The organism is Acidithiobacillus sp. M4-SHS-6, from assembly GCF_047421495.1.
Lineage (GTDB): Bacteria > Pseudomonadota > Gammaproteobacteria > Acidithiobacillales > Acidithiobacillaceae > Acidithiobacillus.
On the sequence record NZ_CP175559.1, the window covers coordinates 1291743 to 1314382 of the forward strand.

The 22640-nt window shown below is 59.2% G+C and carries 23 protein-coding genes; 9 read left to right on the top strand and 14 right to left on the bottom strand.

Annotated elements, in window-relative coordinates; all coding sequences use genetic code 11:
• Nucleotides 1-8 precede the first annotated feature (8 nt).
• Genes ACJU26_RS06600 through ACJU26_RS06615 form a run of 4 tightly spaced genes read right to left on the bottom strand, consistent with a single transcriptional unit; the run spans nt 9 to nt 3564 of the window.
• Nucleotides 9-296: a ferredoxin family protein gene (locus tag ACJU26_RS06600; RefSeq protein WP_414041711.1), complete on the bottom strand. Its 288-nt coding sequence runs from the start codon at nt 294-296 to the stop codon at nt 9-11.
• Complete coding sequence (locus tag ACJU26_RS06605) at nt 293-1591, bottom strand: FAD-dependent monooxygenase (RefSeq protein ID WP_414041712.1); 1299 nt, start codon at nt 1589-1591, stop codon at nt 293-295. The genes ACJU26_RS06600 and ACJU26_RS06605 overlap by 4 nt, the downstream gene beginning before the upstream one ends.
• A gap of 16 nt (nt 1592-1607) precedes the next feature.
• The gene (locus tag ACJU26_RS06610) at nt 1608-2702 is read right to left on the bottom strand and encodes an electron transfer flavoprotein subunit alpha/FixB family protein (protein ID WP_414041713.1); all 1095 of its coding nucleotides are present in this window, start codon (nt 2700-2702) and stop codon (nt 1608-1610) included.
• 19 nt (nt 2703-2721) lie between these two features.
• The gene (locus ACJU26_RS06615; RefSeq protein WP_414041714.1) at nt 2722-3564 is read right to left on the bottom strand and encodes an electron transfer flavoprotein subunit beta/FixA family protein; all 843 of its coding nucleotides are present in this window, start codon (nt 3562-3564) and stop codon (nt 2722-2724) included.
• Nucleotides 3565-4167: 603 nt separating this feature from the next.
• On the opposite strand from ACJU26_RS06615, the gene ACJU26_RS06620 reads away from it, so the two are divergent.
• The 8 genes from ACJU26_RS06620 (at nt 4168) to ACJU26_RS06655 (ending at nt 11752) form a co-directional block, all read left to right on the top strand.
• Nucleotides 4168-4749 (top strand): globin, encoded by a 582-nt coding sequence (locus tag ACJU26_RS06620; protein ID WP_414041715.1) that lies wholly within the window; start codon nt 4168-4170, stop codon nt 4747-4749.
• A gap of 68 nt (nt 4750-4817) precedes the next feature.
• The gene (locus ACJU26_RS06625; RefSeq protein ID WP_414041716.1) at nt 4818-7052 is read left to right on the top strand and encodes a TonB-dependent receptor; all 2235 of its coding nucleotides are present in this window, start codon (nt 4818-4820) and stop codon (nt 7050-7052) included.
• Between the two features lie 11 nt (nt 7053-7063).
• Nucleotides 7064-7717, top strand: a complete 654-nt coding sequence (locus ACJU26_RS06630; RefSeq protein ID WP_414041717.1) for a MotA/TolQ/ExbB proton channel family protein — start codon at nt 7064-7066, stop codon at nt 7715-7717.
• A 1-nt stretch (nt 7718) separates the two neighbouring features.
• Entirely contained in the window at nt 7719-8114 is a 396-nt protein-coding gene (locus tag ACJU26_RS06635; protein ID WP_414041718.1) for an ExbD/TolR family protein, read from the top strand.
• Nucleotides 8111-8842 (top strand): TonB family protein, encoded by a 732-nt coding sequence (locus tag ACJU26_RS06640; RefSeq protein WP_414041719.1) that lies wholly within the window; start codon nt 8111-8113, stop codon nt 8840-8842. Before ACJU26_RS06635 ends, ACJU26_RS06640 begins: the two co-directional genes overlap by 4 nt.
• Nucleotides 8839-9672 carry an ABC transporter ATP-binding protein gene (locus ACJU26_RS06645; RefSeq protein ID WP_414041720.1) on the top strand — a complete coding sequence of 278 codons (834 nt, stop codon included), beginning with the start codon at nt 8839-8841 and terminating at the stop codon, nt 9670-9672. Before ACJU26_RS06640 ends, ACJU26_RS06645 begins: the two co-directional genes overlap by 4 nt.
• Nucleotides 9669-10727 carry an ABC transporter substrate-binding protein gene (locus tag ACJU26_RS06650; RefSeq protein ID WP_414041721.1) on the top strand — a complete coding sequence of 353 codons (1059 nt, stop codon included), beginning with the start codon at nt 9669-9671 and terminating at the stop codon, nt 10725-10727. Before ACJU26_RS06645 ends, ACJU26_RS06650 begins: the two co-directional genes overlap by 4 nt.
• Nucleotides 10715-11752, top strand: coding sequence for a FecCD family ABC transporter permease (locus ACJU26_RS06655; RefSeq protein ID WP_414041722.1), 1038 nt, complete (start codon nt 10715-10717; stop codon nt 11750-11752). Before ACJU26_RS06650 ends, ACJU26_RS06655 begins: the two co-directional genes overlap by 13 nt.
• 60 nt (nt 11753-11812) lie before the next feature.
• Here the strand turns inward: ACJU26_RS06655 and ACJU26_RS06660 are convergent, their stop codons facing one another.
• From ACJU26_RS06660 to ACJU26_RS06670, 3 genes are all read right to left on the bottom strand, one after another.
• A complete protein-coding gene (locus ACJU26_RS06660; protein ID WP_414041723.1) occupies nt 11813-13033 on the bottom strand; it encodes a cation diffusion facilitator family transporter in 1221 nt (406 codons plus the stop codon).
• 65 nt (nt 13034-13098) lie between these two features.
• On the bottom strand, nt 13099-14427 hold the full coding sequence (locus ACJU26_RS06665; protein ID WP_414041724.1) for an OprD family outer membrane porin: 1329 nt from the start codon (nt 14425-14427) through the stop codon (nt 13099-13101).
• A gap of 156 nt (nt 14428-14583) precedes the next feature.
• Nucleotides 14584-15507 (bottom strand): extracellular solute-binding protein, encoded by a 924-nt coding sequence (locus tag ACJU26_RS06670; protein WP_414041725.1) that lies wholly within the window; start codon nt 15505-15507, stop codon nt 14584-14586.
• A gap of 375 nt (nt 15508-15882) precedes the next feature.
• Between ACJU26_RS06670 and ACJU26_RS06675 the strand changes: the two genes are divergently transcribed.
• Entirely contained in the window at nt 15883-16164 is a 282-nt protein-coding gene (locus ACJU26_RS06675; protein ID WP_414041726.1) for a hypothetical protein, read from the top strand.
• Nucleotides 16165-16361: 197 nt separating this feature from the next.
• Here the strand turns inward: ACJU26_RS06675 and ACJU26_RS06680 are convergent, their stop codons facing one another.
• The 7 genes from ACJU26_RS06680 to nifS form a co-directional block, all read right to left on the bottom strand.
• The gene (locus ACJU26_RS06680) at nt 16362-16592 is read right to left on the bottom strand and encodes an FmdB family zinc ribbon protein (protein ID WP_414041727.1); all 231 of its coding nucleotides are present in this window, start codon (nt 16590-16592) and stop codon (nt 16362-16364) included.
• A gap of 68 nt (nt 16593-16660) precedes the next feature.
• Nucleotides 16661-17443, bottom strand: a complete 783-nt coding sequence (locus ACJU26_RS06685; RefSeq protein ID WP_414041728.1) for an ankyrin repeat domain-containing protein — start codon at nt 17441-17443, stop codon at nt 16661-16663.
• On the bottom strand, nt 17440-19056 hold the full coding sequence (locus ACJU26_RS06690; RefSeq protein WP_414041729.1) for a SagB/ThcOx family dehydrogenase: 1617 nt from the start codon (nt 19054-19056) through the stop codon (nt 17440-17442). The genes ACJU26_RS06685 and ACJU26_RS06690 overlap by 4 nt, the downstream gene beginning before the upstream one ends.
• A 59-nt stretch (nt 19057-19115) precedes the next feature.
• A complete protein-coding gene (nifW, locus tag ACJU26_RS06695) occupies nt 19116-19448 on the bottom strand; it encodes a nitrogenase-stabilizing/protective protein NifW (RefSeq protein ID WP_414041730.1) in 333 nt (110 codons plus the stop codon).
• Between the two features lie 4 nt (nt 19449-19452).
• A complete protein-coding gene (cysE, locus tag ACJU26_RS06700) occupies nt 19453-20217 on the bottom strand; it encodes a serine O-acetyltransferase (RefSeq protein ID WP_414041948.1) in 765 nt (254 codons plus the stop codon).
• 60 nt (nt 20218-20277) lie between these two features.
• Nucleotides 20278-21438, bottom strand: coding sequence for a homocitrate synthase (nifV, locus tag ACJU26_RS06705; RefSeq protein WP_414041731.1), 1161 nt, complete (start codon nt 21436-21438; stop codon nt 20278-20280).
• A complete protein-coding gene (gene nifS, locus ACJU26_RS06710) occupies nt 21431-22639 on the bottom strand; it encodes a cysteine desulfurase NifS (RefSeq protein WP_414041732.1) in 1209 nt (402 codons plus the stop codon). The genes nifV and nifS overlap by 8 nt, the downstream gene beginning before the upstream one ends.
• Nucleotide 22640: the final 1 nt, after the last annotated feature.

The window sequence follows — 22640 nt, forward strand, 5'->3', positions numbered from 1 at the left end:
GTCTCCGCTTAACCGAACTTGAAGAGGATGCCGTGACCGCCCCGTGGATAGGACCAATCCACGTTGTGATGTTCGGAACAGATGACCCGGCAGGTGCCGCACTCCAGGCAACCGTCTGTGGTCAGCGTAACCACATGCTTCTCATCTGCCACGTAACAACCTGCCGGACAGACGAAGGTACAGGACTGTGTCTTACAATCATCGGCGCAGACCTGTGGGTTGCTGATCTGGATATGCGGTCGGCCTTCATCGACCCGATAGCGGTTTTGAAACAGTTTCTCTTCGATCTTGATCATCTTGTTGCCCTCCACATGCGGTAAGCGTCTCCCATCAAACCCCACAACGAGCGTTGCTGTACAAAGCTGCCACGAATGGTTTTTTCCTTGCTGTGCTTATCCTGACCATCGACCATCAGCATGGTATGCGCGGCGCGGTTGAGAAGTTGCGGATACACCGAAAAGAAATGCGGATTGCCGTGCAGGATATCGGGCAATTCCTTGTACTTGCGCAAATCTTTCATGACGAAACTGTCGTCCAGTGCGGCCTTGTAACAAGCAAGATGGAGCGCCGTACAGGGGAGTTTTTTCTCTTTTAAGGCGATCACTGTTTCGGCCGCCAGTCGGCCACTGGTCATCGCCAGATTGGAGCCTTCGCGGTGGACCGCATTGACCAGTCCGGCGCTGTCCCCGGCAATCATCCAACCTTCACCGTAGAGGGTCGGAACAGCCTTGTAGCCGCCTTCGGGAATCAGGTGGGCGGCGTATTCCTTCATTTCGCCCCCTTCAATCAACGGAGCAATGGCCGGATGCGTCTTGAGTTCTTCGAGGAGGGTGTAGGGCGCGATGCCCGCTTTTTTGAAGTCGGACAAGAGGCAACCGATGCCCAGCGTGATGGATTCCTTGTTGGTATAGAGGAAGGCGGTGCCCACCATGCCGTGGGTGACGGCACCGGCGATCTCGATGACCACCCCTTCATTGCCCTTGATATTGAAACGGCTCTGGACGACTTCCTCGGGCAGAAAGTGAATTTCCTTGACCGCGAGCGCGACGTTTTTAGCTTCGAGTTCGCCATGGAACCCGGCTTTTTTGGCCAACAGCGAATTGACGCCATCCGCCAGGATCACCACATCGGCATAAATGTCGCCTCCCTCACGGTCGGTACGGACGCCGATGACCTTTTTGCCTTCCTGGATGAGCTCGGTGACCGTCGTCTCACAGATGACCAGTGCCCCCGCCTCCTTGACCTTTCCGGAGAACCACTTGTCGAAAGGAGCCCGGAGGATGGTATAACGATTGGGCTGGTCGCTGTTGAACGCATCCGAGCGATAGTTGGTGCCGATGAAGGATTTTTCATCCAGCACCCACATGCGCTGTTCGATGATGTGGCGCTCCAACGGAGCATCGTCGCGGAAATCGGGAATGATGCGTTCCAGCGCGTCGGCGTAGAGGATGGCCCCCTGCACGTTTTTGGTGCCGGGGGTTTCACCGCGCTCCAGTTGCAATACGCTCAACCCCGCCTTGGCCATGGTATACGCGGCTGCATTACCGGCGGGGCCGGCACCTACCACAATGGCATCAAATTTTTCGGCCATGTCATGACTCCTGTAATTAACCAGCCCGGCGGTTCACAGCCAGACGGCTGCGAAAGGCGTCGGTGAGGACGGGAAGGATCTGCACGGCGTCGCCGACAATGCCATAAGTGGCAAAATCGAAGATAGGCGCATGGGGATCGTTGTTGATGGCGATGATGACGTCGGAGGCTTCCATGCCGACGCGGTGCTGAATCGCCCCGGAGATGCCCGCGGCAATATAGAGCTTGGGACGCACGGTTTTGCCCGACTGCCCGACCTGACGGTCAGCGGGTAGCCAGCCGGCATGGGTCACCGGACGCGATCCGCCCACTTCGGCGCCGAGCACGGCGGCCAGGTCCCAGATCAGACAAAAGTTTTCCGCTTTGCCCATGCCCCGGCCGCCCGCCACGATAATGTCGGCATAGGCGAGTTGAGCCTGCTCCTGAGCCTCGTCGGGGATGAACTCCAGGACTTTGGCGATGATGTCGTCTTCCCGCATCTGCAGGGTTTCAGAAATGACACGACCGCTGCGTTCTGGCAGGGCGTCGGGCATGGCCATGACCCGGGGGCGGATGGTCGCCATCTGCGGGCGGTAGTTCAGGGTCTGGATGGTGCAGAGCAGGCTGCCGCCGAAGGTGGGCCGGGTGGCGAGGAGTCCGCGATTGTCCGGGTCGATGGCGAGTTCTGTACAGTCTGCGGTCAAACCCGTGAGCAGAGTGGTCGCCACACTACCGGCGAGATCGCGGCCCAGGGTGGTGGCGCCCAGCAGCAGTATCTCCGGCTGGTACTTATTGACCAGGTCAGTCATGGCCTTGGTGTAGGGCTCGTTACGATAGTCCGTGAGAATGGGATCGGCCACCATATAGGCCACATCGGCGCCATAGGTGAAAGCGCTGCGGGCAGCGACAGCAAGTTCATCGCTGCTGCCGCCGAGGATGACGGCGCCCAGTTCGACATTCAGAATATCGGCCAGCTTGCGCCCTTCGCCCAGTAGCTCCCAGGACACTTGGTGTACCTGGCCCCTTTCCATTTCGACAAACACCCAGATTCCCTTGTAGGCCGCCAGGCGGGGGTCCAGCTCCAGGCGCTTTTTGCCTTTGGGCTTTGCGGGTGCGGCAATGTTCTCGCTCATGCGGATGCTCCTTGTGCGTTTATGGGGTGATCAGGCCGAGTTCCTGCGCCAGGCGCGGGTGCTGGCTGCTGAGAATGTCCAGGATGGCATTGGCGGTGGCGCCGGCGTCCAGATCAGCGCCGATCATCTGTGCCTTCACGGCCCGGGGCTTGGGGGTGAATATCTTGCTGACCACTGTGGGCGAGCCCTTGAGGCCGATTTTGCTGACGTCCTCGATACCGGCGCGCTCTTTATTCCATTTCGGCACCTCAAAGCGGGCCGAGCGGAACATATCATCCATACCCGCGAAGCGGATCTGGTTGCTGCCCTCCAGCATGGTGACCAGGGCGGGCAGGCGGGTCCGGATCACCTGCACACCGCCTTCGGAACGGCGTTGTACGGTGATGCTGCGCTCCACGAGGTCCAGGGAGTCGATAGCCGATACGTAGGTGAGGAGTTGCAGGCCCAGGCGCTTGGCGATGCCGGGTCCGACCTGGGCAGTATCGCCATCAATGGTCTGCTTGCCGGTGAAAACCAGGTCTACCGGATGTTCCTCACCAATTTTGCGGATGGTCTGTGCCAGGGCAAAGGAGGTCGCCAGGGTGTCGGCACCGGCGAAGGCGCGGTCGGTCAGGAGTATCACGTCGTCGGCACCATAGGCGATGGCTTTGCGCAGTGCGTCTTCTGCTTGGGGCGGTCCCATGGTCAGCACGGTGACGCGCCCGCCGAAGCGGTCTTTGAGGCGCAAGGCCTCTTCAATGGCGAAAACGTCGAAGGGATTGATGATGGCGGGTACACCCTGCCGCATGATGGTATTGGTGACCGGATGCACCCGGATCTGGGCGCTGTCGGGAACCTGTTTGATACAGACGACAATATGCATGGCGTACTCCTGTTACCGATCCATCGGTGATCTGAAGATGCTGTTGCACTGATCTAAGCAATCTTCATTCCAGATATGGCTGTCTTGTGAATTTCAAGATAAACAGTCTCTAGGCTAAAATGCACCAGAAAAACAACACCAGCAGCAGATGTAGGCTTTGCGACAAAATGCATGCTTTATCACGGTAAACGCAATGTCTGGGTTGGCACTCGATGCTGGATGTTGCTTTGGCGAGGAGCACGGCACTGCTACTGAAGGCAAACTCCCGCCAGGCAGCGGCGAGGTGGCAGGTGATGGTGGAGAGGCATTCCTTGCCGGGTCGGACACAGCAGTGGTAACAAAGCGTACAAGATGTTCAATCTCTTACCGGACCAAAAAATCTAAGCACATGATAATATTATAGTCATTATTTGGCACTGTTATTGCTTGCTCCACTATGGTTGCCGTATCTGTCGGGCAACGCTATATTAGGGGAAATATATCACATTCGGGGCCCGCTCCTGCGGGTCTCGGTTCAGTTTCGCTGGGAATATACGCATCATGCGTCATATCCAGCCATATATTGAGGGGGGGGTGAACGTGGAACCGGAAAGATCTACTGTCTTGAAATTGTCTGTTCACAATGATGCCGTGTTCTCGGTGCCGGGTCCGCACTGCCCCGGTTCGGAGACGCTGGATATCCGTCATTTTGGGGAGGAGGAATCCATTGTGCGGCCCGCCATGGTGGATCTCGTCTTTCCCGAGGTAGTCTTCCCCACCAAGCGGGTCGCCTTGGTGGCCGGGGTGGAAAAGGTCCGGGAACTCGTCGTCGAACATCATCGCCTCATTTGGCATAGCCCCCTACAACCCATCTTCGGCAACAACGAAAAGCACTTCTGGAAAGCCGTGGCGTTGACCGCGGACTTCCATGTCGAGGCTTGTGGCGGTTCCAAGCTTTATACCGAACGCCGAGGCCATCCCCACCTGCGGGAGCGCCACTTTCCCTTTACCATCCGAGAGAAGGATCGGGAACTCTGGCTGGATCTCTATGTGCAGGCCCTGCGTCAGGTCGCCTTCCCCCCGGAGGTGGCCGAGGAATACTGGCGGTGGGTGGAATCCCTGTCCATCCGCATGATCAACCGCCGCACCACTTTTGCTGAACCGGTGCGTATTCCTTATAGCCATATCGTTGAACGCTTGTCCTGAGGAGAGCGACTCATGGAGAATTTTGCGCGCGTTTCCTTATATATGACCATAGCCAGCGCGTTGGCTTGATGAAAGTCAAAGCCGTCATACATGGCACCGTGTACACCCTGATGATGGCCGCGACGGTGAAGTCGAGCCTCGCGTGGGCGAAGGACGGCGCCAACGCCCCAAAGCTCCCGGCCATTACCGTACAGGGGAGCAGCGGGCAGACACCCCTCGTGCTGCCGGCCTTGGGGGCGGCCACGGGCGCCACCATCCCCCATTCCAGCTTCGATCTTTTCCAAAGCCCCGGTGGTACCAATGTCTACAGCATCGTCAGTGGACTGCCTTCGGTCATGGTGCAGACCACGGATCCCTACGGCTTGTCCAGCGGCGGCCCGGTGGGTATCAGCATCCGTGGTGAAACGAGCATCAAAGGGGCCATCGGCACCGTGGACGGCATTCCCATCTCCGCCATCGATCCGGGAGCGGGTCAACAATTTTTGTTCGATAGCGAAAACCTGCAGAGCGTCACTCTCCTGACTCCTCCTTTCGCACCGGAGCATATTTCCGTATTCACGCAGGAAGGATATCTCAACCGGAATATCCGCTGGGCCGCGGACCATTTCGGCGGCGAAGTCTCCCAAAGCGCCGGTTCCTTCGGCTTTCACAAGACCTTTCTGCGTTTGGACTCCGGTCTGCTGTCCACCGGCACCAAGTTCTTTATTTCCTCTTCCTATGTCCATGCCGATGCCTGGCGCGGGAACGGAGCCGCTCCGGATTATCGCTACAACGGTACCTTCGGCATCACCCAGCGGATCACCCGGCGCCTCACGGCAAAACTCTTCGCCGTCTACGACTATATGAAGGGTGCCGCTTACCGGCCCCTTTCCTATGCCCAGGCATCCAATCTCGGCACTTTTTATCACCTGGGGTACAACGCCGACCCGCAAAGCATCGATTATTCCGGATACAACCAGCAAAAATTCCAGGACTATGCCCTGATGGGTGAAATCCGCTGGCGCACCGGTTCCGGCAGCACCTTGCTCATCAAGCCTTTTTACAATCAGGAAAACGGTTACACCATGGGTACGGGACTTCCGGGGGTCAAAACCGACCAGATCGGCTATTGGAGCATCAACCACCATCTGTACGGCGTCCTGGGGAAATATGATTTCCATTATGCCCAGACCAAATTTTCCCTGGGGTACTGGTACGAAAACATTCAGCCGCCGGGTCCACCCACTGCGGTCAAGGCGTTCAATATCGCTCCCGATGGATTGCAATTCAGCAACTGGACTCCGTTGCTGGTCAATCCGGTATCCAACAACGTTTTCAACAGCCCCTATTTCCAGGCGCAGCGGGCAATCGGTCCGGTGACCATCACCGCAGGTGTCCGTTATTTGATGGAACAGATCCCCACGCTCAGTGTTTATGACGGCAGCGGGGTAGGGGACGTGTCCTCCGGCCAGGCGATCCGTGATGCGGCATGGAAATATACCATCCACGGCCATACCGATGATCAGTGGCTGCCCTATATCGGAGCAGTCTATCGATGGACTCCGCAGGTCAGTCTTACGGCAGCGTACAGCCGGGACAATGGAGGCCCCGCTCTGGAGATGTGGCCAAAACTGGTGTTGTCCGGAATGCCGGTAGCGGCGGCCCAAAATGCCTGGAATACAACGCGACCAGGTACCTCCAACGCCTTCTCCCTGGGCCTGTCCATTACCCATGCGCACTGGTATCTGCGCCCGGACGTGTTTTACACCACCTACAACCATAAGGACATCCCCATTGATGTACCGGGAACCGCCGCATTTTATAATCAGAACCTCGGCGTCGGGAAGGCTTGGGGTGTGGAAATCCAGGGCGCCGTCCAGCCGCTGGATGATCTTCAGATTTTCGGCTCCGCCGCCTACGATCGCGCTTATTTCACCAAAAATATCCCGGTCGGCAAAACGACTCTTCCGGTCAGCGGACTGCAATTCCCCGATGTCCCGAAATTCCTGGCTACCATTGGACTTCGCTATCGGTATCATCGGTTCAGCATCAGCCCGGTTGTTCAATATACAGGCCTGCGTTATGCGGATTCGCTGCACACGCAGCCGGTGCCCGCCTATTGCATCACCAATCTGAATTTCGCCTATCATCAGCCGGTCCGGCATCTCGGTGAATTCACTGCAAGGCTGCAGGTCCTGAATCTATTCAATCGTCATTATATTGGCCTCATCAGCCAAAACTATGTGCAGACCGGAGCCAATGCGGCGACGTTCTATCCCGGCGCGCCGCTGACCGTGGTGGGATACGTGGGATTACGATTCTAAGGGGATATTTCATGGAAGTCTTATTCCACCTTGCCGCAGTGTCCGGGGGTATCCTTTATCTGATGCCGCTCTTGTTGCTGGCGGTGCTTTTCGTGGCCCTGGAGCGGGGCTGGGCGTTGGCCATGATCCGGCGCAAGGGCGACGATCTGTTGCGCGTTCTGCAAGACAGCAAAGGTCGGGAGGCTCTGGAAAGGGCACTGGCCAGGACGCCGCCTTGCCCGCAACAGGCTGTATTCGCGGCAGTCTTGGCATCCCATGACCTGGCAAGCGGCGAGGCCTACGCCGAGGAGGCCATGCTGGCCCAGGCGACCCTGCTGGATCGGGGTTTATGGATCCTGGATACGGCCGTCACCCTGGCGCCCCTGCTTGGCTTGCTGGGCACCATCATCGGCATGTTCAATGCCTTTCAGATCTTGGGGAATCCGGATACCGCGCCGACGGCCATTACCGGTCATGTGGCGGAAGCCCTGGTGGCCACCGCCACGGGTTTGGCGATTGCCATTGTGGGCCTGGTGCTGTTTAACGGGCTCAATCAGCGCGTGCGTCTGGTCCTGCATCAGATGGAAAGGATCAAGGTGGGCGCCCTGAATCGTCTTTACCGGCAAGCGGTCAGGACCCACGGGGACGCCTCCGTCAGTCTCCTGGCGCGGCGCGGGGAAAGCTGAGGTGCGTTACTTTGAGGCCCGCAAGGGGCGCATCGAGATCATCCCCATGATCGACATCATGCTTTTTCTGCTGGTGTTCTTCATCATGATCACCTTGCGCATGATCCCCGCGACAGGAATCAGCACCCGGTTGCCGACCAGCAGCAATGCCCAGGTCTTGCCCAAAACCCCTTTGGTGGTGGAGTTGCGTGGCGACGGCAGTGTGCGTTTTCACGATCGAGCGGTGAGCCTGACGCAACTGGAGCAGCAATTGGCCCAAAACGATCCCAGTCACACGCAGGTCATTCTGGCGGGCGCAAAAAGCGTGACCTTGCAGCAATTGGTCGCGGTGATGGATGCCTGCCGTCATGCGGGGATCAGTCAGCTGGGCATCGCCACCCGCGCGGGGCCGCCATGAGCGGCTTGGCCCTCCCCGCCGGCCCGCAGCCGCCCAGAGCGGTGGTGTTTCTGTTGGCCCTGATCCTGGAGCTGGGCATTCTGGCGGTTCTGGCCGCCTGGCTGCGGATATCGCCTGCGCCCAGACCGGCGCTCACCCCACCCATGATGGTCCAACTGGCTGCCTGGCCGCAGCCCGGCGCCGCTCCACAACCCGCTCCGCGGAAACCGGCAGCCCGGACCGCTGCACCGACGCCGCGAAAATCCGTTCCCGTGCCCCGCAAGGTGGCCCCGAAGTCCCTGGAACGGCGGGTCAAGGTGCCGATCCGCTCCCTGCCCGCGGCACCGAGCGCGCTGGCGGTGCCCGCCGCGTCCTCCACCCGCTCCCGGACGGCGGCCCCGGCGGCATCTGCCGCAGACACTGCCGCCTTGCCGCCCGCGCCTCCTGCCCCACCGGCGGAATCGCGCCCCAGCATTCCCGCCTATGCTCACAACCCCGCGCCGGATTATCCCCAGTCGGCGCGCTGGGAAGGGGAGGAGGGCACCGTAGTGCTGCGGGTGCTGGTCAATAGCTCCGGTCTGCCGGAAAAAATAACGGTGGCCCGCAGTTCCGGCTACACCAGCCTGGATCGGGCAGCCGAAAAGGCCGTGCAGCGGTGGCGCTTCACCCCCGGTACCCGCGACGGAAAGGCGGTGGCCATGCAGGTAGAGATCCCTATCCGCTTTCGCCTGCGGGATGCCGAGCCATGATGCTGAGCGCTTCGCATCTCGCCTTTGCCCATGGCCATCGCATGGTCCTGGAAGATGTCTCACTGCAGTTGCATGCCGGAGAGTCGGTGGCCCTGCTGGGAGCCAACGGCAGCGGAAAAAGCACCCTCATTCGTCTGCTCCTCGGCATTCTGAAGCCGCTGCGGGGCGAGATCCGTCTGGGGGCTAGCGACCTGCATGCCCTGTCGGCCAAAGAGCGGGCGCGACGACTGGCTTATGTACCCCAGGATCATGGAGCGGTCTTTCCTTTCCTGGTGCGGGACGTGGTGCTCATGGGCCGCATGCCCCACCAATCCTGGCTGGGCGCTGCCAGCGCCCATGATCGGGAGCGGGCGGAAGCGGCGCTCGCCCGGCTGGGGATCAGCAGTCTCGCGGAGCGTTCCTACCTGGAACTGAGCGGAGGTCAGCGGCAACTGGTCATCATCGCCCGCGCGCTGGCCCAGGAGACACCCATACTGATCCTCGACGAGCCGGTAACCGGGCTGGATTATGGCAATCAGCATCGCCTGATGGCGCAGATTCGGGGCCTGGCGGACAGCGGTTATGCCATCCTGCAGAGCAGTCATTATCCGGAACACGCCCTTGCCATGGCAAATCGGGTCATTCTGCTGAAGGATGGACGCGTGCTTGCGGACGGCCCACCGCTGGAGGTGCTGCACCCGGAACACCTCCACGCCCTGTACGAAATAGACACGGAGCGTCTCGAAACCAGCGACGGTCGCCACGTGATCCTGCCCAAGGTCCCTGCTTCTGCCCCATCGCCGGGGCAGGGGCGGGGCGATTTGCACCTTCCAGCGAGGAATATCCGATGAAACCTACCCTACGCATTTTTGCCTCCCTATCGCCAGGCAAATGGCGCTTTCCTATGGTCGCGGCACTGGGCGCCAGCCTGTTGCTCTCCTTGCCATCCTGGGCGGCCACGGCTCCCACTCAACTTCCGCCCCACAGTGTTTATGGCACCGCGCCGCCCATGACCCTGCTGGTTTACAGCATCGCTCCGGATTTGCTGGCCGGGTGGAATTTCCCCCTCGATAAAATGGCGGGCCTGGGTATGAGTACGAATTCCGAGTATCTCCTGCCGGCCGCGCGTCATTTGCCGGTGCTGGGTGGTTGGGACCCTGGCGACAAGCCCGAATTGGAACGCGTCCTCGCCATTCATCCCCAACTGGCTTTGCTCTGGGCACCGTACCTGGACAATGCCGGTCTGCGCGATGCCTTGCAGCGCATCGATGTGCCCACGTTGACCGTCCGGCTGAAAAGTCTGAACGATTACCCGGCCGCGTACCGCCTGCTGGGAGATCGCTTGGGGCAGGCCGCACGCGGTACGCTGCTGGCCGCGGATTTTCAGAAGATCCTGGATCGGCTTCAGCAGTTGCGCGACTCCATACCCCAGACCCAGCGCCAGACGGTGTATTACGCGGAGGGCGTGGACGGTCTGATGACCGATCCGGCGGATTCCCCCCATACCGAGGTGATCCGTGCCGCCGGCGGTGACAATGTGTTCACGGGCAAGGCGACGGCGCTGAAAGGGATGGAACGGGTGAGCATGGGGCAGGTGCTGGCCTGGAATCCCGACGTGATCCTGGTGCAGGATCCGGTTTTTTATCGGCGCGTGTATGGCCTTCCGGCCTGGCAAGGCCTCAAGGCGGTAAAGGGTCATCGGGTTTATCTGGTACCTCGGCAGCCCTTCAACTGGATGGATCGTCCGCCTTCTTTCATGCAGGGTCTGGGCGCTTTGTGGCTGGCGCACGTGCTGTATCCCCAGCAGTCGAAAATGGATCTGAATCGTGAGATACAGGACTTCTTCCAGACTTTTCTGCAGGTAAACGTGACCAAGACACAGGCGCAGGCGATGTGGCAGCCGTGAGGATGACGGTGCTGCCGGGAGGGTCGGCCAAGAGCTTGGCCATGCCGTTGCTCTTCGTGCTCCTGGCCGCCATGGTCGTGCTGGAGCTATCCTGGGGACATTACCCGCTGTCCTGGCTGCAATTCTGGCAATGGCTGCGAGGCAGTCCGATGTTGTCGCCGGAAAAAGCCATGCAGATCCACTTGTTGATGGCGGAGATCCGTCTACCGCGCCTCTCGGTGGCGATCCTCGTGGGTGCGGCGCTGGCGGCCAGTGGCACCGTCTTTCAGGCGGTGTTCCGCAACCCGTTGGCGGCCCCGGATATTCTGGGCGTCATGGCGGGAGCTGCCTTCGGCGGCGCCTTGGGCATCCTCCTGGGCGGACCCTGGTGGACGATACAGGCGGCCGCCTTTGTTTTTGGACTGATCGCCGTGGCGATGGCTTATCTGATCGCCCGCCATTTTCCGGGGCAGCCCACCCTGATGCTGGTGATCGGCGGCATCCTGGCCGGAGCCTTGTTTACCGCCCTGCTTTCCCTGGTGAAATATGCCGCCGATCCCTATCAGCAGCTACCCAGTATCGTTTTTTGGCTCATGGGCAGTCTCTCCAACGTGCCCCTGCGCCAGATCCCCTACTTTGCCTTGCCGGTTTTTGCCGGGATCGCGCTGTTGATATTGCACGGTCATCGCCTCGATGCCCTCAGTCTGGGGGACGAGGAGGCCCATAGTCTTGGTCTGCCGGTGCGCCGGATTCGTTTGCTGGTCATCGTGCTCGCGACCCTGCTGGCGGCCCTGGCCGTGATGATGGCGGGGATGATCGGCTGGATCGGGCTCATCATCCCCCACCTGGCGCGGCTGATACTCGGGCCGGGCAACCGCCGGCTGCTGCTGGGGAGCAGTATTCTCGGCGCCGCGTACCTGTTGCTCGCCGACGCCCTGGCCCGCAACCTGTTCTCCGTGGATGTCCCGGTGGGCGTATTTGCGGAACTTCTGGGGGTGCCGGCGTTTTTACTGGTGCTCAGGCAGATACGGAAGGCGTGGGTCTGAGTTCGCCCCGTTGCTTGTCACCGGGGTTGGATCCCTGTGCCGGGGACTCCTGCATGGTTTTCATTGCGCGTGCGGTGGAAGGGGAGGATTCTCGTCGATCACCAGGGTGATTCCCTCCGCCGAGAACAATGCCTCCAGAGCCGGTTCCAACTGTCCGGCGCCCATATGAATTTCGTCCGCCCCCTGGGCGATGAGCCATGCCGCCAACCGTATGCCACGGCCTTTTTGGGCCGGCGGTACGGGGTTGTTCAGGGTCTGGGTACTCACCAGGACGCCCTCGCGGTTTTCATCCTCGAAACGTATACGCTGCGTCCTCCCGAAGCGCGTGGCCAGCGCCGATCCCTCTTCGGTCAGGAGGAATGCCCGCCTTTTGAAGGGCTTGAAGGGCGGCTCGTAATGAAGGGTGATGCTTTCCAGTTCGGGAAACGCCTCTTGTAGGCGCTGTTGGGCGCGGTCGGCCACTTCATGGGCGTGCGCGAAATTCGCCGCAGCGATGCCGATGGTGGCGTCCGCGAACAGGACACTCCCGGCATGGCGCAGCCGCAGCCCCTCCACGCCTTCCACTTCCGGCGTGGTCAACAGCAGATTTTTTGCCTTCGCGTACAGTTCGGATTCCACCGAGGCATCCAGCAGCGAGAGGATGGCGTTTTTCAGCACTCCCCAGGTGCCTTGCAGAATCAGGATGAGGATGATGAGGACGGCGATCTCCTGCGCGAAGGGTATCCGCAGGAGATGCCCGCCGATTCCGGCCATGACCACCACCCCGGCGCCGATGTCACCCAGCCAGTTCACCACATCGCTTTGCAGTCCGGGAGAGCGGAGGCGGGCGGCGGCGCGCCGCTCGAAAACATAAAAAATGCCTTCGGCCGCCACGATGGCCGTCATGAAGCCCATGGTGGCCAAAGGATTGTCAGGTGGCCGCGCACCGCCGGAAAAAAACACCGCGCGGGCGATCTCGTAGGCGGCAATGACGACCAGCAAGGCACCGCCCAGGGCAGCCATGTCCTCCACCTTATGGAGGCCGTAGGGAAATCGCGAGGAGCGGTGGCGGGAAAAGCGGATGGCCGCCAGGATGAGCAGGGCGCCCAATACATCGGAAAGGCTATGCACGGCGTCGGCGATGACGACGGTACTGCCGGAGTAAACCCCCCAGCCGATCTTTGCCAGGGAGAGCAGGCCATTGAGCCCCGTCGATGCCATCATCCAACGGGATTTCTGCCGTTCCGACAGGCCGGAGGGGGTGATTTTTTTCGGTGTATTCATCGCATCCAATGTCGCCATTCGCCCGGCCTGCGGCAATGATACCTTAACCCGGTCCACTCCTCACGCACCATCCATGACCGGCGCTAAAATTTGTATGTCATCATTACCCGGTTGTAAACAAAGGAGTGCTGGGGTGATCCGGGAAACAATCCCTGCACCCCACCATTACCGACCTCCACCTGATCCCGCAAACACAGCCCTTTGAACATACCTTGCGGGAAATAGCTCACGTTGAAATGGGTCCAGTTGCTGTTTCCCGAAAAATAGGTGGTGAATTGTGAGTAGCCCGCAGTAAATTGCAATTGTTGGGGTACGACCCAATAGCCGGCACGCACTCGCCAACCATGTCCGGGACCCACGCCGACCAGACCCTGAATCATGCTATCTACATACAGAGGGTCTGCGGTATATCCGACGGTGTAGGGAGAAATAATGGCACCTCCACCGAGCGCATGGCTGTGTAATTCGGTGGCATCATAAGCCCACCACAAGCTGCCGTGGGGAAAGGCTATCCCGGTTTTGATACCCCAGTTGGTACTGTTGACGCCTTGGCCCGGTTGCCCGAAAAGCGTGGTTCCAGTGCTGGCAAAAGCTTCTCCGGCACCCCATTCCCTGGTGAACTGCGCATCCACAAAGGGCTTGAGGACGAAAGATGTCGGCGGTGCGTAGTGACCGCTCCAGTAGAACATGTTGGTGAACTGGTCGAACTGGTAAAACCAGGCAGCAGTTTCGACGTGATACCCGTGATAGCGGGCGCCAAAGGCGAGCACCCCATTGGTAGGCGGAGTCCCTGCGGGCAGCACGTTGGGCCCTCCGTACAGAGAATCCCCATCATAATGACCGGGATAATACAAGTTATCCCGATAGAACTGGTCGGTGGTGCGGTCTTTCCAGCGGAAAATCCGCAAGGCACTCAGTTGCAGACCGCTGATGGGATGGGCCTCCAGGGTGACCCCCTGATAAGTGACGGGAATCACTCGTCCACCGACCCGATTCAGCCACGGGGTATCCACCAACTGGTTACCCACCTTGGCGGTGATCCAGTGATCCTGGTACTCCAGATAGGCTTGTCCCAAAGCATTGACGGAAGGCTTGTCTCCCATGAGGGTTTTATCGACCCGGTCGGGGTTGCTGGCCAGGGTACCCATGGCGTTAGCCGTATAAAAACTCACCCCTACCCGGAATCCAGTCAAAAAAGGGGCGGTCAGGACATTAATGCGCCCAGCCAGAGAGTAAGCATAGGCGTTGGGCACATCGGGCGTGCCATACAAGCGGCTGAAATAGTAGGAGCGGATTTGCCCGTCAATTTTGCTCCGGGTAAAAAACTGGCTCAGGGTTTCGGCTTGGGCGTTGGCATTGAAGCTGCCTATCAGAATCGCTGTTGTTAACAGGGGAAGGATATTTTTCTGCATGGGCATAGTTCCTGATGCGCATGGAATATGATGATTTTCATTGTGACTTTTTAAATATAACGATGCATATTCAGCCAATTTGCGGAGGGATAGCTCATCCCGACGTTCCGGCGAACAGCCTACGCCGGCCACAGAACGCGCCGGCGCGGGGCCGCTTTATTTCAGTACGCCACCCTTGGGCGGGTTATAGCCGGTCTCTTTGAACATGGCCTGACCCTGGGGGCTGGCCATGAAGTGGATAAAGGCCATGCCCAGTTTGGGGTCGGGCGCGTCGACGGGTACCGCGGCATAGAAGACCAGGGGCTGGGTATGCACGGTCGTGGGTTTCCCGTCCACATTCAGGGTGAATTGGACTTTGCTGTACCAGTTTTTGATCATGGCCGGATTGCTGAGATTGATCTGATCGGGCAGGGTAATATAAGGCAGATGCAGGGATTTTACCGCGCTGAGATAACCCGACGAGGCGGCCATCTGACCACTCTTGAGGCGGGAAAGTAACGACGCCTCCGTAAATATCTGCTGCGGATTTTCAATGGGGCCGAGGATCTTGTTCACCAAATCCGGTTGGTGGTAATACTTTTCAGCCAGCATGAAGGTAAAGACGATATTTTGACCTTGGGGATCGGTTTTGGGATCCGTGCGACCGAAGATTACCCCCGGCTTCTGCAGGATTTCATACCAGGCCACTTTGCCTTCCGCGGCTTCCTTGAAATCCTTGGCGTAGGGGCTGTTAGGACTGTAAGCGATGCACATGGCGGTACTGGCGACCGGATAGGCCTCCTTGACCAGACCGGCCTTGATCAGCACCTCGATGGGGCCGGGGGTGATGGAGACAAAAACGTCGGTGCGCAGTTTGTGGGCGGCGATGAGATGGGCGAGACCGTAAGCGCCCTGGCCCTCCCCCTGATATTGCACGTTATGGGCTTTGGCGAAGGCCGGTCCAAGATGCAGGTCCATGACCGTACCCATGGAGCCTGCGTAAGCGACATGCAGGTCTTTGGCCATGGCCTGAGGTGATAAAAACAGCAGGCTGGCGGCGATGATCAGTCCAAGAGAAATTTGATGGCGACGGTGTTTCACGGTTTCTACTCCTGTGGTTTGCGGATCCTGTGGTTTGCGGAATATTCAATGGAATATACCGGCATATATTTTTTGCTGTCAACAAGTTTTTAAGCTGGTTATACCCCAATACGCCATGACCTTGGCATCTTTTTTGCTGCATCTTCCACATGGCCATTCCCCCCATTTATTTGTTCGTTTTATGACAATAATGTTTACTTATTGACATCTAAGGAGAGGCTTTTTGAAACTGCACTGGTGGCCAAAGTCTGTCATCATAAAAGGTGCTGCCGACTGTGGAAGTCTTTGAACGCTGTTCGGTATTTCGCGGGCTGGAACCGGCCGCTGCGTGACCTTGGAGATGCGCGTTTTTTAATGCGATATGGAGAAATGAAGATGCGTACCATCATTACCCTGGCAGGCCAGGATGTGGGATTGGTGAGTGAAAAAGATATGGCCCGCGCCATTGAGGCGGCTGCGGAAGTCTTCGCACAGCATGGAGCTGACCCTATGGCTTGCGAAATAGCCAATCAGAAGCAGTATAGTGATGCAGAAATTACCCAGGAAGAAGCATTATTATGTGTAATTTGGGAAGAGGCCAATTATGCAGCCTGGCACAAAGCCACTATTGGCTGGATGAGTCGGGATATTGACCTTTACCTGATGGTGCGAAACTAAAACCCGTCTCTCTTGCTTCCCCAGGGATGAGAGCCGGGAACCATTTCCGCTTTGATTCCGGCCTTTTCCACATCGGCGAGGGTTTTATAGAGTGTCGCTGCGTAAATGGCCATCCCAATCCATGAAAAAGCCACTCATGATAAGTCCTCGCTCATGTTGTTCCAAAAGTCGGTGAAGGAAAAACGATGCCTGCCAAGTCAGCGCAATTTGCGCTCGGCGGGCGAAAAATGGCTCAAGTGCCCCTCTTTCGCCGCTTGCGCACGACCACGCGCAATCAATCCAGCACTACGACCAGGTGCGGCTACCCGTGAAAGTTGCTTTTCCATGCGTTGGCTGCCGCATTGGGGACAGCTTGGTATACTTCCGCTCATGACCAGCAATTCAAAGTCGGCGTCGCAATCGCAACAATGGTAATCGAAGATAGGCATCTTTGTTCCTTTGTCAGGTTATGGCCAAAACGTCATCTGTTACCCGGTACAGCAATAATGATGCCTGTTCAGGTGGCGGCTTTTACCCGCCTCGGCGTTTCGCGCAACAAATTCAGACACTCCAGATTGGCGACCATATCCAGTGCAGTGAAATCGTCGAGCGAAAGGAGGCTCCGGTCTGCACCGAATGCCAGCAAACGCGCCACTACCGCCGTCTTGCCGGCGGATGCAGCATACATCAGGCAAGTGGCGCCGTTGTCATTCTGGTGGTTAATGTTGGCGCCAACCGCGACCAGCAGGTCCAGTGTGTCCAGATTCTCACTGACACAAGCGAACCAGAGGGCCTGATTGCCATCGTGGTTGCGTTGCTGCGGGTCGGCACCGGCGGCGAGCAGTTCAGCCACCCGTTCAGGATGGCCTTCGCCGGCAGCGCGCATCAAGGGCGTCACCCCGTCGCGGGTGCGCGCGTGGATGTCTGCGGCGGGAAACTCCTGCGCCGTCAGCCAGCGTTGCAGCGCCTCGGTGAGCTGCGGATTTGCGGGCGCATGCACCTTGCGCCAGGCTTCGTAACCACCATCCAGACTATATACCTCCGCGAAACCAAAATCGGCAAACAGTTGGGCACGCATCTGGCTGGCGTTGCCATGGTAGCAATAGATCAGCACGGGACGATGTTTGGCCATGTTCAGCACATAGTCATCGGCGTTGTCATCGCCCAGGGGAGAAGCTCCGGCAATATGTCCGGCCCGGAAATCGCTGGGATGGCGGCAATCCAGTAACAATGTGTCCGACCTTTGCAGGAGTTCGCGGGCCTTGTGCACATCAATACGCTGAAAGGAGCGGGTAGTCATGAGTTTTCTCCGGTGTGAGTGTTCAGTGTCCGGTGGGCATAGGGCGGGAGGGTGCTGATCCGCGTATCCGTCAGGGCATGACCCACGGTGAAGTGGTAGAGGGATTGCAGACTGTTATCCTTGATCCCCAATAGGTCATGCACGGCGTCATCAAAAAAACAGCCGATGCCGGTGCCATTCAGACCCAGGGATTCGGCTTCCAGATACAATATCTGGCCCAGCAGCCCGGCTTCTTGGTGGAGCAGACGATAATGCCAGGCACCGCTCTTCAGGGGGGCGGCATACTCCGCCAGAAAGGCCACGGCAAAGCAGCTATCGGCGGCAATGGCCTGATGACAGGACAGGGTCCGGGCGATACTGCGCACGTCGCCACTATAGAGTCGCCGCAGGGGCAGATGGTTTGGCGCAGTAGCCACCGCTTCCCAGGAGAAGTCGGGATTGAGGGCCATGCGGAGCACTTGTTCGCCCTCCCCAGTGCGGGGCAGGGCATAAAGGCCGCTGTTCAGGCCTTCGACGCGATGCACAAAAAAGATCGGATGGATGCGCGAGGTGAAGGGCCAGACGTCCCAGGGCAGGGCGGAACGGGGCAGCAACGCATCCAGGAGGGTAAAGAAATCGTCAGCCGCCATGACCGCCTTCGGGTCGAAGCGCTGGGCGCTGCGCCGACGGCGGATCAGGGTGCTCGCGGCAGTATGCCCCGATATTTTGCGGGTTGGCCAGGGATCGGGCGGAAGCGGGTCGGGAGTGAGTACCGGCATCCTGCTGGCGCTGGTCGTTTCGGCGATGACCGGCCACTGGTATAGGGGGTGGGGATCCAGGCAGTTGGCCTGACCTCGCCATTGCCCCGGCAGCGCAGCGGGGCCAGGGATGGCGGAGGGCATGGTATCGGCCAGGAGGATTTCCAGCAGCAGCTCCGCATCCTCGTTTTCCGCATGCACGAAATCGCCAGCACGATCTAAGCCCAGGAGGCTGCGCAGTCGGGCATCGTCCACATCCCCGCGCAAGCGAAGCTGCCAACCCAGGGTCCCCGCGGCATAGCGCAGGGCACCCAGCGCATGGCCAATATCCAGTTGGCAATAGCGTTGGGCCCGTTCGCCGTATTTCCATGCTTCGCGCCAGGCTATGGAACTCAGGCCGATATACACCCCTGCGCTGGGTTGTCCGGCATCGGGACACCAGCGTTGTTCCAACAGATGGTCCCGGCTCACATAGTGGTAAAGTCCATTGCGCAAACTCTGCACCCCGAAGGCGAGCACATAGGCCTCGGTGGGATGCAGGTTGCCGCTGGATGGATTGCAACGCAACGCCCAGCGATCAGGACCGTATTCCTTCCAGGCCGCCAGCCCGAGGGAAAGCTCCAAAAGCTGCGCGACCGCCGGCAAAGTGAGGGGTTGGGGTGTGGCGGCGGGCAACCCGGCGAAAGTGACGGCAGTTTCGTCCGTCAACAACGGCAAGATGTGTTGCGGGCTCCCGGTGAACTCGCGGAAGGGGTTGGGCTGTGCATCCCAGTCCAGCGCTTCCGGCCCGGCGGCATAGCGATTCAGGTGATGCTTGGAGCGTTCATGGTAGGCCATCACCACCCGCACCGCTTCGCTGTTATTGCTTGCCGCCATGATATGCGCCGTTCGTCAGCCTTGGTCGTGGCATTTTATTCAGACGCGGCAATCGCGTGTCAACGTGCTTTCGGCGCGCTGACCGCCACCTTGTCCAGAGAGACGTGACTCACGCCCATGGCCTGATGAAAGACTTTGAAGACCTTTTCGGAGACCGCGTCAGATACCACAAAATCCTGATATGACTGGCTGAGTAATTTCACATAAAGCGCTTGCAGCGCCTGATCATCCAGGGCGTCCGTATTCCCCTCCCTTTTCAGGTAGTCATGAAAACGTTTGAGGATATGGAGACGATTGACATGGACCACAGTCTCATCATAGTCGATGTTCAGAAACTTCAGGAAATCCTCAGCGGAGGACAAACTCGCCAGTGTTTTACGTAAATCACCCATGGTGTCATCCTTGGAATTCGTCAGAGGGGAGGGGAGCCAAAGCCGCTTGGCTGCTGTTTGGCCCACACAGGTTGGGATCGGAATCCGGACAGTTATTGCAGTCTTTTTCCGTCAGTTGCACGGCCCGCCCGCTGGACTGGGCCTGCAATTCCAGTTGGGAAATCCGTTCCATCAGGCACTGAATGGCCTTGCCCACCGGATCGGGCATGAGATGGTGATCCAGATCAATACCGTGGGCGTTGATGCGGCGGCGTTCCGCAGGCAGCACGACGCGGCCGGGGATGCCCACGACCGTCATACCCGGGGCCACATCGTTAATGACCACCGCATTGGCACCCACCTGGCTGTCATGACCGATAGTGACGGACCCGAGGATCTTCGCACCCGCACCCACCATGACCCGATCCTGCAATGTCGGGTGACGCTTGCCTGGATTCCAGCTCGTGCCCCCCAGCGTCACCCCATGGTAGAGGGTACAATCATCACCAATTTCAGCCGTTTCGCCGATCACCACGCCCATGCCGTGGTCAATGAAAAAACGCCGCCCGATCCGCGCCCCCGGGTGAATGTCGATACCGGTGGAGAATCGCGCCATCGCGCTGAGCACACGCGCCGGATAACGCCAACCGCTCCGCCACCAGCGATGGGCGAGGCGGTGCGCCAGCAACGCGTGTACCCCAGGGTAGGTGGTGAGGATTTCCAACGTACTGCGGGCAGCCGGATCGCGTTCGAAAACACAGTGAATATCTTCGCGCAGATTGCGCCACAAACCGGACTTGCGGGGTTGTTCTTGGTCGAGCAGGGTAGCAGCCACGGGTGTGTCCTCCATTCAGGAATGCGCTTCCAGGGACTCCACACTCTCCAGAAGAAAGCGATGCAGGTCCTCTACGGGCGGTGGTGCCTTGTGCCGAAGCACATAGACGCGAATCTGTTTGAGGATGCTTTGTGCCTGTAATTCAGTGATGGCACTGCCCAGCTCAGCGTAGGCGCGCATGATGGCCTTGGTACCGGAATGCTTGCCCAGCACCACGTGATGCTGGCGCCCCAGTTCCTCTGGGTCGAAGCTCTGGTAATTGCGGGGGTTTTTGATCAGTCCATCGACGTGGATACCCGATTCGTGGCTGAAGATGGCATCGCCGACGATACTTTTCCCGGCGGGCACGGGTCGCGCGGAAGCCAATGCCACCAATTGCGAAATCGCCTTGAACTGGCGCACTTCAATGCCGGTCTCGAAACCGTGCAAATGATGCAGACACATCACTACTTCCTCCAGCGCGGCATTACCGGCGCGCTCGCCCAGACCGTTCACCGTCGTGTTCACATGGGTGGCGCCAAAACGCAGGGCCGCGATGGAGTTGGCAGTGGCCAGACCCAGATCGTTGTGAGCATGGATTTCAATTTCCATATCCGTGGCCGCCCTTAAGCGCCGCATGATATGGGCGGTATTAAAGGGTTCCAGAATGCCCAGGGTGTCGGCATAACGAAAGCGGCGCGCTCCCGCGCGTTGGGCGACCTCCATGACCCGCAGGATAAAGTCCAGCGGCGCCCGGGAGGAATCTTCGCCACCTACTGCTACGTCCATGCCGCTGTCCAGCACTTGCTTCACCCGGCGATCCACCTGCTGCAAGACCCACTGACGATCTTTGCCCAGCTTGCCTCGAATCTGGATATCCGAAACCGGCACTGAGGCGTTGACCATGTCCACCGCACAACGCTTTGCCGCGGCGAGGTCCGTATCGTGCATCCGGCACCAGACCACCAAGCGGGCGGGCAGTCCCATCAGGGCAATGCCCCGGATGGTTTCTTCCTCCTCGCTCCCCATGGCGGGAATGCCGATCTCCAACTCCGGGATCCCGGCATTGGCCAGACTCTCGGCGATAGCCAGTTTTTCCTCGGGGCGGAAAGCCACCCCTGCGGTCTGCTCGCCGTCGCGCAGGGTGGTGTCGTGGATTACCGAGAAGCTTTTGGAGATAGGGCTGATTTCATGCATATACGGGTGCAAAGGCATTATCGGTGAGAATGGGGCCATTGGCGCCCCAGTAAGGGGACAGACGCCGCAATTGCGCGATGATGGGTGGTGTTTGCGCAATCACCCAGTCCACTTCGGCTTCCGTGGTCTCTCGGGACAGGGAGAAACGGATGGTGCCGTGCGCCGCCGTATAGGGGATGTCCATGGCGCGCAACACATGGGACGGCTCCAGCGACCCGGAGGTACAGGCGGAACCAGAAGAGGCGGCGATACCGACCCGGCTCAGGAGCATCAGAATGGCCTCGCCCTCGATGTATTCAAAAGAGATGCTGGACGTATTGGGCAGGCGGTGTTCGGGGTCGCCATTGGCGAAAGCATAGGGCACCTGCGCCAGTATCCCGGCCTCCAGACGATCCCTTAAAGCGCGCACCACGGTGTTTTCATACTCCATATGCTCCAGGGCCATGTCTGCCGCCAGCCCCAGGGCGATAATCCCCGTGGTGTTTTCTGTTCCGGCCCGGCGTCCGCGTTCCTGATGACCACCGCGCAGCATGGGGCGGTAGCGGGTGCCCCGACGCACATAGAGCGCACCGACACCTTTGGGGGCATGCAGCTTATGGCCGGAGAGGGAGAGCATGTCGATGGCCGACTCCCGCATATTCAAGGCAATTTTGCCCACCGCCTGCACGGCGTCCGTATGAAAGAGGGCGCCCTTCTCCTTGGCCATCCGTGCCATGGTTTCGACGGGAAAGATCGTTCCCGTCTCATTGTTGGCGTACATCATGGAGACGACGGCCACCTGCTCGCTGAGCGCTGCGGCATACGCCTCCCTGGAGATGCGCCCAAGTCTGTCCACGGGAATGTAGTGGACTTTGTAGCCTTCATGACGTTCGAGATGATCACAGAGCGTCAGTATGGCTGGGTGCTCTACCACACTGGTGATGATTTCCCGACGACTGGGTTGTATGGCCAGGGCCGAGAGGATGGCGGTGTTATCGGATTCCGTACCGCAGGAGGTAAAAATGATTTCCGAGTCGTGCTCTGCCCCCAGCAGCGCCTGTACGGAAGCGCGCGCTTCCTCCAAACGTTTGCCCACATCGCCACCGAAACTGTGCATGGAGGAGGGGTTGCCGTAATACTCGCTGAAGTAGGGAAGAATGGCCTCCAGCACCCGGGGATCTACCCGGGTGGTGGCGTTGTTGTCCATATAGGCGCTGCTCATG